Source organism: Nocardia sp. KT25-26 (assembly GCF_056627695.1).
In genome coordinates, this window is record NZ_CM152813.1 from 2,063,740 (window position 1) to 2,079,359 (window position 15,620).

Here is a 15,620-nt window from a genome sequence, read left to right on the forward strand (position 1 = left end):
CGATGCGGCAGGTCGGATCCGTACAGTGGGGGAGACGTGTGTGAAGGGGTGGGCCGAGGGCGGCCGGAAGCGAGGTGGTCGGCAATGGCATCGATGGGGCAGACATCGATCGAGCAGCTGATGGCGGCGACCGGCGCCGCCGGGGTGGAACCGCCGGTCGGCCCCGAGCCGGTCTTCCCGGTGTTCGATGTCAACGGGGCGGGGCGGATCTCGGTGGCGGAGCTGGCGACCATGATCCGGCATGTCGGGGGCGGCGGGATCGATGTGCCCGCGGCCGCACTGCTGGCGGCGGCCGACCGGGACCGGGACGGCTACCTGTCGCCGGAGGAGTTCGCCGTGCTGCTCGACTCGATGGGCCGGTGACGCCGCTCAGGCTTCGTCGGCATAGCGGTGCTGCAACCGTCGCACGGCATCGGCCATATGGTCGGTGAGCAGCTTCTCCGCATGCGCTGCGGGTGCGGTGGCGATCGCCTCGCGTAGCTCGATGTGCTCCCGGGCCTGCTCGGCCAGATCCGGATAGGTGGTCTGCAGGGCGCCCAGACACATCCTGGTTTCGATCAGCAGGGTGCGTGCCGCCCGCACCAGCCGCGAACTCCCGGCGCTCTCGACGAGCGCGGTATGGAAATCCTGATCGGCCTCGGTCACCGCGTCGGCGTCGCCCCGTGCGGCGTGCTCGACCATCGCCGTGACGCTCGGTTCCAGGGCGCGGTAGGCGATCTCGCGCCGGTCGTCGAGGATCAGGGCCAGCGCACCCCGCTCCAAGGCCGCCCGGGCCCGGTAGATGTCGATCAGGTCGTCGAGGGCGAGGTCGATGACGAAGATCCCGCGATTGCGGATGCTCACCAGCAGCCCTTCCGAGACCAGCCGCTGCATCGCCTCCCGCACCGGACCCCGGGACACGCCGAACTGCGTGGCCAGCTCCATCTCGCCGAGCTGCGCGCCGGGGGCGAGGGCGCCGCGCATCACGGCGTCGCGCAGCCGGTCGGCGATAAGTTCCGCGGTGGAACGCCGGTTGACCGGTTCGAATTCAACGTCGGTCATTTCCGGACCTCTCTCTGAACAAGGCGCCCAGTCCGGCACCGGTGGTCGGGCCGCCGCACAGCCGCAACCCCTCCCAGATGGTGACCTGGTTGGCGGTGAGGACCGGCTTGCCCAGCTCCTGCTCCAGGCGGGGGAGGACGGCGAGGGTGTGCATGGCGGTGTCGGGAATCAGCAGTGCCTGCGCGTCGTCGTGGTCGTTCGCGACGGCCAGCGCCAGTACCTGTTCCTCGGTCAGCGTGCCGACCTCGGCGGCCGTGTCGATGCCGGCGCTGGACAGGTGCACCACCTCGATCCCGGCGTCGGCGAGGAACTCGACGAACAGCTTCGCCACATCGTCGGGATAGCTGGCCAGGACGGCGACGGTCTCGATGCCGAGCTGCCGGGCGGCCTCGACGAAGGCGAAGCTGGTGCTGGATGCCGGTACCTCGGCCGCCGCGGCGAGCGCCCGGACCTGCTCGCGGGCACCGTCGGGCCCGTAGACGAAACTGCCCGAGGTGCACGCCCAGACGACGGCATCCGGGTGTTCCGGTGCCAGCAGTTCCGCGCCCCGCCGCAGCTTCTCCGGACTGCCCAGATCGAGGAGTTCGGGAACGGCGTGCAGGTCGGTGCCGTAGATGTGCGCGACCGGCAGGCGGACACCCAGAGCGGCCGCGGCGCGCGGGTAGTCGTCCTCGGCGGCATGGTCCGGGTAGATGAACCCGGCGGTCGGTGCCGGCATGGTGATCCTTTCGTCGGTTCGGCGGGGTCAGAAGACGTCGAGCAGCCAGCGTCCGGGCCCCATCATCGGCAGTTTCATCCGGCCGAGGCAGGCCCACATGGTCAGCTGATTCGCGGTGAGAACGGGCTTTCCGAGGGTTTTCTCCAGCGGTTCGATGATGTCGTAGGTGGGCAGATTGGTGCAGCTGACGAAGATGGCTTCGGCCGCGGGATCGTCCGCGGCGACGATCCGTTCGGCCACCGTGCGGTAGCTGACCTTCCAGATGCCACCGCCCAGGCCGAGATGGTCGGACCGGACCACCGTGCAGTGCGCTTCGGCCAGGAAGTCGTGCAGCTTCCCGGTGAGCACCTCGTCATACGGTGTGATCACCGACATCCGGGAGATGTCCAGATGCTCCACCGCCTCCACCAGCGCTCCGGAGGTGGTGACCGCATGCGGTGCGCCGGCGCGGCAGATGATCTCGCGCAGCTTGCGCTCGTATTCCAGGCCGTGAATGAAACTACCGGAATTACACAGGTAGGCAACCACTTCCGGCTCCACGTGCAATACGTCCCGGGTAGCGGCGGTGAGATGGGCCGGATTGGAGACCAGCTCGGCCATCTGGATCGATACCGGCACCGGTTCGTACGGGGTGCGCGCCAGGTGCAGGCTCACCTCCAGGGGAGCCCAGCGCCAGAGTTCCCGTTCGAGCGCGAGGTCGAACGGGGCGATGATCCCGATACCGCGTTGCGCGACGGGGCCTTCGAAGTCGGCAGAAGCAGTGTCCACTGCGGCCCCTCTCGCGCTCAGCCGGAAAGACCTCCGAACGTCTCGTTCACCATGACGCCGAACGTGCCGGTCACCATGACGCCCGCTCCTTTCGGATTGTTGACAATCATACGATGTGATCGTACCGTGTCAATGTGAAAATGGGTCCGGTCGTCACTGTGGTGCACGGCGAGAGCGTGCCCGACCCGGATGTCATGGCCCGGGTCGAGGCCCGAGCGTCCGTGCGATACACCGATTCAGCAGGTCTTGCCGCGGCATTGCCGGGCGCCGACGTGCTGTACGTCCATGATTTCACCACCGCCGCGGTACCCGGCGCGTGGCCCGCGGCCGACCGGCTGCGCTGGCTGCATATGGGCTCCACCGGGGTGGATGCGGTGATGTTCCCGGAGCTGCTGGCCTCCGATGTCGTGGTCACCAACACCCGCGGCGTCTTCGACCGGGCCATCGCCGAATACGTCCTCGGCCAGATCCTCACCTTCGCCAAGGACCTGTCCGGCTCGCTGCGGTTGCAGCAGCAGCATCGCTGGCAGCATCGGGAGTCCGAGCGGATCGCCGGCGCGGAGGTCCTCGTCGTCGGCACCGGCGGCATCGGCCGCGCCATCGCGCGGCTGCTGTCCGCGGCCGGAATGCGGGTGCGCGGCCTGGGGCGCCGGGCCCGCACCGAGGACCCGGATTTCGGCACGGTCGGCACCGATCTGGCCGCCGAACTGCCTACCGCGGACTACGTCGTGGCGATCGCCCCGCTCACCCCGGAGACCCGCGGGATGTTCGACGCCCGCGCGTTCGCGGCGATGAAGCCGCACGCCAGGTTTGTCAACGTCGGCCGCGGGGAACTCGTGGTTACCGACGACCTCGTCACCGCGCTCGCCGCCGGCACCCTGGCCGGCGCCGCGCTGGATGTGGTGGACCCGGAACCGCTCCCGCCGGAGCACCCGCTCTGGGATATGCCGAATGTGCACCTCACACCACATAATTCCGGTGACTTCTTCGGCTGGCGCACCGAGCTCGTCAACGTATTCGCCGAGAACTTCGACCGGTGGATGGATGGTCGTCCGCTGGTCGATGTCGTCGACAAGACGCTGGGGTACGTGCCCGGCTGAAGGAGGGTCGTCACAGATGAGCTACCCCGATATCGACCGCCCCACCGATCCGGTGGCGATGACGGCCGTGGAACTCGTGACGGCCTATGCCGCCGGGGTGCTCTCCCCGGTCGAGGCCACCGAGGCCACCCTGGCGGCGATCGCGGCCCGGGACACCGAGGTCAACGCCTACTGCGTCGTCGACCCGGAACGGGCGCTGGTGCAGGCCAAGGAATCCGAGGCGCGCTGGCAGTCCGGACACGCCCGCGGCCTCCTCGACGGGGTGCCCGCCTCGATCAAAGACGTGTTCTGGACCGAAGGCTGGCCCACCCGGCGCGGTTCCACCTCCGTCGACCCGGCCGGGCCGTGGCTGCTGGACAGCCCGGTGACCGCTCGGATGCGCGAGGACGGCATGGTGCTGGTCGGTAAGACCACCACTCCCGAGATCGCCTGGAAGGCCACCACCGACAGCCCGCTCACCGGGATCACCCGCAATCCGGTCGACCCGGCGCTGACCGCGGGCGGATCGTCGGGCGGCAGCGCCGCGGCGGTGGCCGCCGGGATGGGCCCGGTATCGGTCGGCACCGACGGCGGCGGAAGCGTCCGGATCCCGGCATCGTTCTGCGGGGTGGTCGGATTCAAACCGACGCACGGCCGCATCCCGCTGTTCCCCGCCAGCCCGTTCGGCCCGCTGGCGCACGCCGGCCCGCTCGCCCGGACGGTGGAGGACGCCGCGCTGCTGATGGACATCCTGTCGCTGCCCGACCACCGGGACCCGAGCGCGCTCGCCCCGCCGATGGCCACCTTCCGCGGCCAGATGCAGCGCGACGTCCGCGGCATCCGGGCGGCCTGGTCACCGAATCTCGGCTATGTGGACGTCGATCCGGAGGTGGCCGCCGTGGTCGCCGCCGCCGTCGACCGGCTCGCCGCCGCCGGGCTCGAGGTCAACCCCGCCGACCCGGGCTTCGAGGACCCCCTGGAACCCTTCGAACTGCTGTGGGCCGCCGGTGCCGCCGCGATGCTGCGGAAGTTCCCGCCCGGCACCCGCGGCCGAGTCGACCCCGGCCTCGGCGAGGTCTGGGACCGCGGCGACACCGTCGGCGCCGTGGACTTCCTCGTCGCCCGCGAAGTCGCCGCCGAACTCGGCATCACCATGGGCGCCTTCCACCGCGCCTACGATGTGCTGATCACCCCCACCATGCCGATCCCCGCCTTCCCCGCCGGCCACGACGTGCCCCCGGACAGCGGACTGACCAGCTGGCCACAGTGGACCCCGTTCACTTATCCGTTCAACCTCACCCAGCAACCCGCGATATCCCTGCCCGCCGGCACCACCTCGGCCGGACTCCCGGTCGGGCTGCAGATCATCGGTCCGCGCCACTCCGACGATCTGGTCTTGGCGGTGGCGCGGTATGCGGAACAGGTGCTGGCCGAGTAGTAGTCGCCTCGGCGCCTGTGGAATGGGACCAGGCCCCTATTGGCCCCAGGGCTGGATGTCACTCGTCGGGTGTCGCCGGCCGGTCCCGTCGTGTTTCGTGGTCGGTGGCTCCGCGCCTGCGATCGAGAAGATCGGTGTGGTCGTCTCGTGATCCCACGAGGTCGTGTGCTCATGTCGTGTGCCGGATAGTTGCTGACTGGCGGAGTGTGGCCGTTCGAGCAGTCGTTCGGTCCTCTCCGGTCTTCTTCCGCCGGCTTACGTGCTACCGGTAGACCCCCGCTGCGACTGTATCGACCCGACGATCGTCAACCCTTCTACCTGCGTTGTCTTTCGATTTCTGCTGCCTCCGTTGACATCTCGCGTGTGGAGTGCGAGTATGACGTCAGCGGGGGAGTTCTCTGCCCGCATCCGGTAGATGTGCCCGGTGGTGGCAGTTTGCCCCGATCCGGACCCCGGCTCCCAGTGGAAACCTGGCCAGGGCCCCTGTTCCGGCATGACATTTGAGGCAGTGAGTTCCACTGTCCGATAACGAATCCCCGAGCCTCGAGGCTCGGGGATTCGTCGTCCCTGCATGCCGACACGGAGGGGGTAGCTGATGCCGGCTCACCGGAAATGACCTCGAGGGCCACTCTGTTCGGCCCTTGTTCGACAGATCGATGCTGCGGTCGCCCGTGTTCGACCGCTGACACAACACCCCGCACGAAACCCGCGAGGTCCCGACTCCCGCAACGGAGTCCGGACGTCGCGGGTTTCGTGCTGTTCAAGGAGTTTCCCGAAATGAACGACGACTTCATGGAGGAAATGCGGAAGGTCTCGGAGTGGACGGCGAACCTGGACTTCAGTCCGCTGCTGTACCGCCCGCGACGGGAATACACGTTCTGGAACCAGACCGGCGAAACCTCTGCGGGGATCCTGGAACGCATCTGGCGGATCCAGGACACCCTGCCGTTCGACCAGCAGGACGCCGCGATCGCGGAAGTCCTGGCACTGGACCCGAACTGGTACGCCACCGTCCGCGACCTCGACGAACCACCCGAAGCCGACCCGATCCACGGCGGCCCCGGCACCTGGCAGCACGACCGCGGCGACGAACCCAACGACGACTCGGTCGCCCCGACCGCACCCGCACCGACCCCACCACCCCTACCGGACACCTCGACACCGGGACGACACCAAGGTCGAGGAACCGACAAACGGGCCGAACGCAACACCGAAACCGATCAACCCGCCCCGCCCGGCACCACCCCCGCCGGACCCGGCGCCACGACCCCCGGCGACCGGACCCCAACCGAGGCCCCCACCCACACACCGGCACCGAACCCGGCACCGGGAACCTCCGGAACAGCCGACATCCCGGACCCCGATACCGAGGAAACCGCCCCACCGGCCACGACGAGCCCGCTACCACAGCTGTTCGACCTCGACCCCGCCGTCTACGACACACTCCCGCAGGCGGTGACTCACTACCCGGCCCAGATCCCGGCACCGATGCACGTACTGCTCACCGACACCGGAACCGGTGGCCCTGCCGACTCGGAGAACCCGGGCAACGGGAACGAGCAACCGGCGGAGAACACGATGACAGCCGAAGCCGAGGTGACGGCAACGCAGTCGTCGGTGCCGGACGTGATCACCGACCCCCAGGACATCTTTCTCACCGACGAGATCTACACGAACCAGCATCTCGAAGCGGACCTCGCCACCATCAACGCCGGGCCGTCCTCGCTGGCACCCGGCCAGTTCGGGCCACCCGACCCACGGCGAGAAGCCGCGCAACAAGCTGCTTACGAGCAGGCACTCGCGCGGCTCGACGCGCACCTGTTCACCGTGGAGGAACAACGCAACGCCCTGACGTACGCGACCGACCTCTACAACGGTGACACCAGGCGCGACGACCTCGAATCGGCCTACGAAGACGAGTTCCGAGCACGGCAGATCAACGCCATCAGACTGCTACGGCAAGCAGGAATCCCTTGGCGCGGTGAAGCAATCGCCGAGTTCGTCCAGTGGCGTGACGAACACGAAACCTACCTCGATTCCCCCGCCGCACCCCCGCCGCGCATCCCGCACCCCGGATCACTGAAATCCGAACTCCGGCTGCGCCATGAGGAGGCCACAGCACAGAACCCCGACAAATACACCTTCAACGACTTCCGCAACGACACCCCCGGCCTGATTCTCGACCTCACTCCGGTCGGGGCAGCCATCACCCTCTGGGAAGCCGCACACGGCGAAGGCGACCACTCGACCGTGGGCATCGCGCTGGCCGCAGCAGACCTCGGACTCACCGCGATACCCGGCGCGACCGCCATCACCAAGTCCGGACTTCTCGACAAGATCGCCAGAACCGCACCCGACCTCTGGAGAAGCCTACGTAACAGCTCCACCGCACAAGAAGCCGTCGACAACACCACCCACTACATCGAGAACAGGATCACCCGCGCCGCCGCCAACCACCCATCGACCACCCCCACCCAGTCCGCCACCCCGAGTCGACCAACCACCGGTGCACGGCCGCCACGACTACCAGGCCCCGACCCTCGCGTCGCACCGAACACGCTACCCGCACCCCACGTCTCCATCCCAGGAGTTTCCCGCCCGGCTACAGGACGCCCCACCGGAAACCAGCTCCCGGCATCCCAGAAAGGAATTCCACAGCAGATCTATCAGCACCCCGGCACCGGGCTGCCCATCAACCACATCCTCACCAACGAAACCGCAATTGGCCACGCCGCCCATGACCTCGTCGCAGAGATCGAACACTTCGTCTTCCTCGAAAGCAGGACAGACGCACTCGTATCAGCCGGGGGGCACAGACCAAATACCCGATCCAGCCTACAGAACAACGCAGGGAGTCCACCCGCACCGGCCAGGCGGCACCCTAGAGACACAATAGCCCCTGGCGGCGGGAGCACAGGTCGAACCTCGAGTGGATCCGATATCGGCCCACCGGGACGTCGTCCCACGGCGCATGCCGGAAATGGCAGGCCGCGCGAGTTCGATCCACACTCCGTGCGCTATAGTCAGAATTCGGTAACCGAGGCAGCCGAGATAATTGACAGCATGAGAGAAAGCGGCTGGATAGGAGATCCTATAGATGTGGTCATAGCGGCTGATGGTGCGCTTACATCGATTGACAACACTAGACTACTGGCGGCAAGGTACACCGACACTCCCATCCTGGCGCGGCTCCACACGTACGACGACCACATACCACCTGCAATCGCAAAGCGGTTCCGATCCAAACGCGGTCCAAACAAGGGGAGATTGCCCAAAACATGGGGAGAAGCACTGGAAAATAGAATTGCTACACAGGGTGGCGCATACAGGAGGCTGCACCCGAACGGTTCTGACATCATTGGATGGAAAGGCGACTAATTGCTTCAGCTGCTAGATAAATCAGTCCTACCGGAAGGCTTCGAGTATCCTCGAGAATTTCTACACACTGTGGAACTTGGTCTAATAGACCTGGAACCATGGGAGATTATCGGCGGAGAATTGTTGGAATTAAACTACGTCGGCATATCTGAGAGGTATCCGGATCGCACACTGGTGCCATTTGCACAGCGTATTGATAATGATGACGTTGCATGCTGGGAACTGGGGAAGCAGGGTGTTGTAGTTATTCACGATTTCGCCAGCCCTGGCTGGGAATCTCGTGAAAGCTATGACAGTTTTTGGAGCTGGTTTCGGCGAGCAATCGAAGATTTAATCGAGTATTCCAGTAGTTAGTTGCGTGCAGGATGAATAGAGAAAGGCGCGGGAATGCAAGCACCCTCTTCTGGCTATGAAAATGCCAGTGAACTCCACTCCATCATCAGGGATATGATTATCCTCGATGATAGCTATAGGGACACCAGTTGGGATTCTCTGACCCTCGTGTGTCGAATCGACATTTCGACATCCGTCTTCGGATACGCCTATCTAGAAGACGGAGGTTGGCGAGCTGAAATACCAGAGAACCCGAAATTGATCGAGGCTATCGCTGCTCTGCAAAGTGTGATGGCGGCCGGTGGCGAGCCCCGGTGGCTGGCATGCAGAATTCAGGTCGAACGAACTTCGATGGCAGTCGAGTTCGACTTCGAGTTCGACGACTCCGATCGGTGGCAGGTTCGGCCCGCTGAATTGGAAAAGTCAATCGAAGAACTTCGCCCAGTCTGACCGAACTGGAATCGGCGACAACTGAAGACAAATCAGAGGCTCGGTCGGCATGCTCCGAACCGGGCTTCCTCGTATAGAATCCGAGAGAACATATGCGCTATTGGAATAGTGAAGTTTCCGGGGAAGCGGCCACGGAGGCTGTCACGCAAGGGTGGCCCGAATGGAGAGAGCAAGGATTCGAGGTGAGGATGGACCTGTCCATTGCAGAGGGTGGCGGCCGACTGCTCAGGACATGGAATCGGCCTGTCACAATCACCACGAGGTCCAGGGTCCTGGATCCCGCAGATAATATCGTGTACAGGGATGTTCGAGTCTGCACCGTAGATTCCGGTCGGTTGCGGAACTGAGAGATGGGGTGGCGTGTTTCGTGGGCCTTGTGTTGATCGGGAACCGTCAGGTGTGACCGGAAACCCGTTCGGCTACGGCGCCGCCCAGGTCCGCCGTCGTCGCGGTGCCGCCGAGATCCGGAGTGCGAACCGCACCTTCGGCGAGCACGGCATCGACCGCCGTCTCGATCCGGCTCGCGGCCTCGGTTTCACCCAGATGGTGCAGCATCATGGCGCCGGCGAGGATTTGGGCGATCGGGTTGGCGATCCCCTGCCCGGCGATGTCGGGGGCGCTGCCGTGGACGGCTTCGAACATCGAGGGGTGGGTTCCGGTGGGGTCGATATTGCCGGAGGGGGCGAGGCCGAGGCCGCCGGTGACGGCGGCGGCCAGGTCGGAGAGGATGTCGCCGAACAGGTTGGAGCCGACGATCACGTCGAGGCGGTCGGGGTGCAGGACGATTTCGGCGGCGAGGGCATCGACATGCATCTGTCGGGTCTGCACATCCGGGTAGTCGGCGGCGACCTCGTCGAACACCTTGTCCCAGTACGGCATCGAATGGATCAGGCCGTTGGATTTGGTGGCCGAGCATACTCGGCCGCGGCGTTCGCGGGCTCGGTCGAAGGCGTAGCGGATGATGCGTTCGCAGCCGAGGCGGGTGAATACCGACTCCTGCAGGACGAATTCGTCCGGGCGGCCCGGATTGTGGATGCCGCCGATCTCGGAGTACTCGCCTTCGGAGTTCTCCCGCACGATCAGGATGTCGAGGTCGGCGGCGGACCGTTCCCGCAGCGGCGAGGTGATCCCGGGCAGCAGTCGGGCGGGCCGCAGGTTCACGTACTGCCCGAAGGCGCGGCGCAGCGGGATCAGCAGGCCCCACAGCGAGATGTGGTCGGCGACGCCGGGGAAGCCGACGGCGCCGAGCAGGATCGCATCGAAACCGGCGAGCCGGTCGGGGCCGTCCGGCGGCATCATGGCACCGGTGCGCAGATAGTTCTCACACGACCAGTCGAACTCGGTCCACGCGACTCCGGGCAGTGCCGCGTCCAGTACGCGGACCGCTTCGGTGGTGACATCGACGCCGATACCGTCACCGGGGATCGTCGCGATCCGGTACCGCTCGTTCACAGGGCCACTCCGATGTACTTGGTCTCCAGGAATTCCTCGATGCCGGTGCGGCCGCCTTCCCGGCCGAGCCCGGATTCCTTCACACCACCGAACGGTGCGGCGGGGTTGGACACCACACCCTGGTTGAGCCCGACCATGCCGGTTTCCAGGGCCTCGCAGACGCGCAGGCCGCGCCGCAGGTTCTCGGTGTAGACGTAGGACACCAGGCCGTAGGGGGTGTCGTCGGCGCGGGCGATCGCTTCCGCCTCGGTGTCGAAGGTGCCGATCGCGGCGACCGGGCCGAAGATCTCGGTGTGGCACATCTCGGCGTCGCCGGGTACGCCGGTCAGCACCGTGGCCGGATAGAAGTGGCCGGTACCGGACACCGGGGAGCCGCCGAGCCGGACTGTCGCGCCGCGCTGCACGGCATCGGTGACCAGGCGGTCCACCTTCGCCACGGCGGCGTCGTCGATCAGCGGGCCGACCACGACATCGGGTTCGGTGCCGGGGCCCATCGGCAGGGCCGCGAGCCGCTCGGTGAGCCGGTCGGCGAATTCGCCGGCGATCTCGCGCTGCACGAGGAAGCGGTTGGCGGCGGTGCAGGCCTGGCCGATATTGCGCATCTTGGCGGCCACCGCGCCGTCGACCGCGGCGTCGAGATCGGCGTCGGCGAACACCAGGAACGGCGCATTGCCGCCGAGTTCCATCGACGTGCGCATGACGGTGCGGGCGCACTGTTCCAGGAGCACCTTGCCGACGGCGGTGGATCCGGTGAACGACAGCTTCCGGGACCGCGGGTCGGCGATCATCGGCGCGGTCACCCCGCCCGGGTCGGTGGTGGTGACGATATTGACCACGCCCGGCGGAACTCCCGCCCGGTCCAGGTGTTCGACCAGCGCCAGCATCGACAGCGGCGTCTGGGCGGCGGGTTTCACCACGCAGGTGCAGCCGGCGGCCAGGGCCGGGCCGATCTTGCGGGTGCCCATCGCCATCGGGAAGTTCCACGGGGTGATCAGCAGGCTCGGGCCGACCGGCTGTTCGGTGACCACGAACCGGGACCCACCGGCGGGCGCCGGGCGATAGTCGCCGCCGATCCGGACGGCTTCCTCGGCGAACCAGCGGAAGAACTCGGCGGCGTAGGCGATCTCGCCGCGCGCCTCGGCCAGCGGTTTCCCCATTTCGGCGGTCATCAGCAGGGCCAGCCGGTCGACGTCTTCGAGGAGGGCCCGGTGCACGCGGGCCAGGATGTCGCTGCGCTGCCGGGCCGGGGTGGCCGCCCAGTCCCGCTGGGCCGCTGCGGCGGCCGCGAGTGCGGCCAGGCCGTCGTCGGCGGTCGCATTCGCCACCTCGCAGAGGGGTAGTTCGGTGGCCGGGTCCTCGACGGCGAAGGTGGCGCCGCCGGCGGCCGATCGCCACTGCCCACCGATGAACAGGCCGGTGGGGACGGTATCGATCACCGCCTGCACGGCGGAGTCGGTGCTGCTGCGCGCTGAATCGGTGAGCATGATGACGAGCCCCTCGTGGTCGCTGCGGGATGCGGCGGCGAAACATTGCCGCGCGCCGCACCGCCATGTTATGCATATTGTCGACAATCCGACAATAGACACTCTCGCCCGCCCGGCACTTTCCGTCCGCCCGTAGAAAGACAGGCGCACCATGACCGAGTTGTCTCCCGTCCTGAAGCAGGCCACCCCCGTCACGGTCGACCACGGCCGCGGGTGCTATCTGTACGGCACCGACGGCCGCCGCTATCTGGACTTCACCGCCGGTATCGGCGTCACCAGCACCGGCCACTGCCATCCGGAGGTGGTCGCGGCAGCGCAGGCACAGGTGGCGAGCCTGATCCACGGCCAGTACACCACCGTCATGCACCGGCCGTTGCTGGAACTGGTGGACCGGCTCGGGACCGTGCTGCCGGCCGGCCTCGATGCGCTGTTCTTCGCCAATTCGGGCAGCGAGGCGGTCGAGGCATCCCTGCGCCTGGCCCGCCAGGCCACCGGTCGGCCGAACATCATCGTCTTCGAAGGCGGCTTCCACGGGCGCACCGTGGCGGCGGCCAGTATGACCACCTCCGGCACCCGGTTCTCCGCCGGATTCAGCCCGCTGATGTCCGGGGTGCACATCGCCCCGTTCCCCACCGCGTACCGGTACGGCTGGACGGAGGCCGAGGCGACCGCATTCGCACTGCGCGAACTGGACTACATCTTCGCCACCCGCACCACACCCGGCGAGACCGCGGCGATGCTGGTGGAACCGGTCCTCGGCGAGGGCGGCTACATCCCGGGCAACACCGAGTTCTTCCAAGGCCTGCGGGAACGAGCCGACCGGCACGGCATCCTGCTGATCTTCGACGAGATCCAGACCGGTTTCGGCCGGACCGGTGAGTTCTTCGGGCATCAGCACTTCGCGGTGCGGCCCGACATCATCACCATCGCCAAGGGCCTGGCCAGCGGATTCCCGCTGTCCGGGATCGCTGCCGGGCACGACCTGATGGCGAAGGCCTGGCCCGGTTCGCAGGGCGGCACCTACGGCGGCAATGCCGTGGCCTGTGCCGCCGCGGTGGCCACCCTGGCGGTGATCGAGAAGGAAGGCCTCGTCGCCAATGCCGCCGCCCGGGGCACGCAGTTGCTGTCCGGAATGCGGGCGAGCGCGACCGCTCCGATCGGCGACGTCCGCGGCCTCGGCCTGCTGGTCGGCGCCGAATTCACCACCGCGGCCGGGGAACCGGACACCGCGACCGCGACCGCTGCGCAGCGGCTCGCGGCGGCGAAGGGGCTGCTGCTGCTGACCTGTGGCGCCCATATGAACGTGGTCCGGATGATCCCGCCGTTGATCGTGACCGCCGAACAGGTCGACGAAGCCCTCGCCATCTGGCGCGAGGTGCTCGCCGAACTCTGACCACCGTGTCCGCCCGGCGCGCCCCGCGCCGGGCGGACCCATTCAGGAGAACACCGTATGGCCCGCTACCTGACGATCACGCTCGACCGCGCCGGGGTGACCGCGCGGGCCCGCCTGCTGGACGACCTCGCACCGGGCACCTGTGCGGCGGTCTGGGACGCGCTGCCGCAGGCCGGGGAGGTGTTCCACGCCAAATACGCCCGCAACGAGATCTACACGCTGGTGCCGCGACTCCCGGCCCCGCACCGGGAGAACCCGACCGTGACCCCGATCCCCGGCGATGTCTGCCTGTTCGACTTCGAGCCGTGGGAGATCGGCAATCCGGCCTACGGCTACGAAACCGGGTCCGCGGCCCACCACGCTCAGGGCGCCACCGATCTGGCCCTGTTCTACGACCGCAACAACCTGCTGATCAACGGCGACCTGGGCTGGGTGCCCGGCAATGTGTTCGCCACGATCACCGACGGCCTGCCCGAACTGGCCGCCGCCTGCAACGACCTGTGGCGCCGGGGCGCCGCCGGGGAGACACTGCGTTTCGCACGCGCCTGACCCTGCCCGATCACCCCGCTACCAGGTTGTGCTCGCGCGCATAGACGTCCCGGCAGCCCTTCGCGCAGAAACCGACGGTCGCGCCGTCGTGCTCCAGCGTGATCGCATGCTCGCCGGGAGTGACCAGCATGCCGCACACCGGGTCGAGGAGCTTGCCCGGCGGTACGGTGCCGGGCACGCCCGCGTCGAGTTGCGCCCGGAACTCCTCGGTCATCCGGGCCACGACGCCGGTGCTGTCGGTCGCCTTGCCGTCCAGCCCGATCCGTCCGTCGGGGACACCGACGACATTCACCCACAGGTCGCCGCAGTCGCGTTCCCACCCGTGGATGCGATCTGTGCGGCGGATGGCGGCGCGCACGACGCCGATCATGTGCTCGGCGGTCTCCGCGGCCCAGTCCTCGGGAATCGTCACCGTCGCGACGATCGGCGGGGCGGTGCCGGCGGCCACCGGGCCGTCCCCGGTATGCCAGCCGGCCAGCTCCCGGAAACCGATGTGGATCATCCGGCGGGCCCGGCGCATCGTCGCCTCGGGTGCGTGACCGCCGGCGGTCAGTCCGCGGGTGACGGCGCCGGCGATCGTCGACCGATCGGCGTCGGTGAGCGCACCCGCCGGATGGGAAATCTCGACCAGGAACATGGGAACCTCTCTTGCCTCGATACCGGGCGGAGCGACACCCGCCCTGCCCTCGATCATGGGGACCGGTTCGCGCGGAGTCGATTACCTCGCAGGTAAGACGGCAGCCGCTAGCGTGGAGCCATGGGCACGGAACAAGCGGTGGGCACCCTGGTGCGGCACTGGCGGGAGCGCCGCCGCCGGACCCAGCTGGATCTGTCTCTGGCCGCCGAGGTCTCGGCCCGGCATCTGAGCTTCATCGAAACCGGCCGGTCCCGGCCGAGCCGGGAGATGCTGGCGCGGCTGTGCGACGAACTGGACGTCCCGCTCCGGGACCGCAACCGGCTCTATCTGGCGGCGGGTTTCGCACCGCCGCACCGGGAGCGGCCGCTCGCCGAACTCGGGGAGGTCCGCACGGCGGTGACGGCGGTGCTGACCGGTCTGGAACCGAATCCGGCGGTGGTGGTCGACGCCCGATGGGACCTGCTCGCCGCCAATGCGGCGATGTCCCGATTCCTGGTCGATCTGCCGGATCGGCTCCGCGAACCGCGGACGAACATGCTGCGCGCCACCCTGCATCCCGACGGCCTGTCCGGCAGCATCCGCAACCACGGGCAGTGGCGCCGGCTCACGCTGCGCCGGGTCCGGCGGCAATTGGCGCGGACGAACGACACCGGGCTGGCCGAACTGCTCGCGGAGCTGGAGAGCTACCCGGCCCCGGCGGGCGGCTACGACGCCGACGGCGCCGGCCTGGTCACCCCGTTCCAGCTGGACACCCCCGTCGGGCCGCTGTCACTGCTGTATTCGGTGACCGTCTTCGGGTCGCCCCGCGATGTGACGCTCGACGAGATCGCCATCGAGACCTTCTTCCCGGCCGATGCGGCGACCCGGGCCGCACTCCTCGCGGCGGCCGGGTGACTCCGC

The 15,620-nt window shown here is 67.7% G+C and carries 14 protein-coding genes; 8 read left to right on the forward strand and 6 right to left on the reverse strand.

Translation table 11 applies throughout. The annotated features are described in order from the left end of the window. Nucleotides 1-84 precede the first annotated feature (84 nt). Nucleotides 85-363 carry an EF-hand domain-containing protein gene (locus AC1HFH_RS09375; protein WP_480247040.1) on the forward strand — a complete coding sequence of 93 codons (279 nt, stop codon included), beginning with the start codon at nt 85-87 and terminating at the stop codon, nt 361-363. 6 nt (nt 364-369) lie between these two features. Here AC1HFH_RS09375 and AC1HFH_RS09380 read toward each other — a convergent pair whose 3' ends face one another. Genes AC1HFH_RS09380 through AC1HFH_RS09390 form a run of 3 tightly spaced genes read right to left on the reverse strand, consistent with a single transcriptional unit; the run spans nt 370 to nt 2,527 of the window. Continuing rightward, nucleotides 370-1,041, reverse strand: a complete 672-nt coding sequence (locus AC1HFH_RS09380) for a GntR family transcriptional regulator (protein WP_480247041.1) — start codon at nt 1,039-1,041, stop codon at nt 370-372. Next, on the reverse strand, nt 1,028-1,759 hold the full coding sequence (locus AC1HFH_RS09385) for a maleate cis-trans isomerase family protein (RefSeq protein ID WP_480247042.1): 732 nt from the start codon (nt 1,757-1,759) through the stop codon (nt 1,028-1,030). Before AC1HFH_RS09385 ends, AC1HFH_RS09380 begins: the two co-directional genes overlap by 14 nt. 27 nt (nt 1,760-1,786) lie before the next feature. Further along, nucleotides 1,787-2,527: a maleate cis-trans isomerase family protein gene (locus AC1HFH_RS09390; protein ID WP_480247043.1), complete on the reverse strand. Its 741-nt coding sequence runs from the start codon at nt 2,525-2,527 to the stop codon at nt 1,787-1,789. A 134-nt stretch (nt 2,528-2,661) separates the two neighbouring features. Here AC1HFH_RS09390 and AC1HFH_RS09395 point away from each other — a divergent pair, with 134 nt between their 5' ends. The 4 genes from AC1HFH_RS09395 to AC1HFH_RS09410 all read left to right on the forward strand — a co-directional run bounded on the left by AC1HFH_RS09395 (nt 2,662) and on the right by AC1HFH_RS09410 (nt 9,205). After that, a complete protein-coding gene (locus AC1HFH_RS09395) occupies nt 2,662-3,627 on the forward strand; it encodes a D-2-hydroxyacid dehydrogenase (protein WP_480247044.1) in 966 nt (321 codons plus the stop codon). 31 nt (nt 3,628-3,658) lie between these two features. Further along, nucleotides 3,659-5,044 carry an amidase gene (locus AC1HFH_RS09400; protein WP_480247791.1) on the forward strand — a complete coding sequence of 462 codons (1,386 nt, stop codon included), beginning with the start codon at nt 3,659-3,661 and terminating at the stop codon, nt 5,042-5,044. Between the two features lie 777 nt (nt 5,045-5,821). Continuing rightward, complete coding sequence (locus tag AC1HFH_RS09405) at nt 5,822-8,422, forward strand: hypothetical protein (RefSeq protein ID WP_480247045.1); 2,601 nt, start codon at nt 5,822-5,824, stop codon at nt 8,420-8,422. Nucleotides 8,423-8,809: 387 nt separating this feature from the next. Further along, nucleotides 8,810-9,205, forward strand: a complete 396-nt coding sequence (locus tag AC1HFH_RS09410) for a hypothetical protein (RefSeq protein WP_480247046.1) — start codon at nt 8,810-8,812, stop codon at nt 9,203-9,205. A 393-nt stretch (nt 9,206-9,598) separates the two neighbouring features. On the opposite strand, the gene AC1HFH_RS09415 is transcribed toward AC1HFH_RS09410, so the two are convergent. Beyond that, nucleotides 9,599-10,657, reverse strand: coding sequence for a tartrate dehydrogenase (locus tag AC1HFH_RS09415; protein WP_480247047.1), 1,059 nt, complete (start codon nt 10,655-10,657; stop codon nt 9,599-9,601). Then, a complete protein-coding gene (locus AC1HFH_RS09420) occupies nt 10,654-12,141 on the reverse strand; it encodes an NAD-dependent succinate-semialdehyde dehydrogenase (RefSeq protein ID WP_480247048.1) in 1,488 nt (495 codons plus the stop codon). The genes AC1HFH_RS09415 and AC1HFH_RS09420 overlap by 4 nt, the downstream gene beginning before the upstream one ends. 151 nt (nt 12,142-12,292) lie before the next feature. On the opposite strand from AC1HFH_RS09420, the gene AC1HFH_RS09425 reads away from it, so the two are divergent. Together AC1HFH_RS09425 and AC1HFH_RS09430 are read left to right on the forward strand one after the other, a co-directional pair. Continuing rightward, nucleotides 12,293-13,534 (forward strand): aspartate aminotransferase family protein, encoded by a 1,242-nt coding sequence (locus AC1HFH_RS09425; RefSeq protein ID WP_480247049.1) that lies wholly within the window; start codon nt 12,293-12,295, stop codon nt 13,532-13,534. Nucleotides 13,535-13,591: 57 nt separating this feature from the next. Continuing rightward, complete coding sequence (locus AC1HFH_RS09430) at nt 13,592-14,083, forward strand: DUF3830 family protein (RefSeq protein WP_480247050.1); 492 nt, start codon at nt 13,592-13,594, stop codon at nt 14,081-14,083. A 10-nt stretch (nt 14,084-14,093) separates the two neighbouring features. Here AC1HFH_RS09430 and AC1HFH_RS09435 read toward each other — a convergent pair whose 3' ends face one another. Continuing rightward, on the reverse strand, nt 14,094-14,720 hold the full coding sequence (locus AC1HFH_RS09435; RefSeq protein WP_480247051.1) for a hypothetical protein: 627 nt from the start codon (nt 14,718-14,720) through the stop codon (nt 14,094-14,096). Nucleotides 14,721-14,840: 120 nt separating this feature from the next. On the opposite strand from AC1HFH_RS09435, the gene AC1HFH_RS09440 reads away from it, so the two are divergent. Continuing rightward, the gene (locus tag AC1HFH_RS09440; protein WP_480247052.1) at nt 14,841-15,614 is read left to right on the forward strand and encodes a helix-turn-helix domain-containing protein; all 774 of its coding nucleotides are present in this window, start codon (nt 14,841-14,843) and stop codon (nt 15,612-15,614) included. The last annotated feature ends 6 nt before the right edge of the window (nt 15,615-15,620 follow it).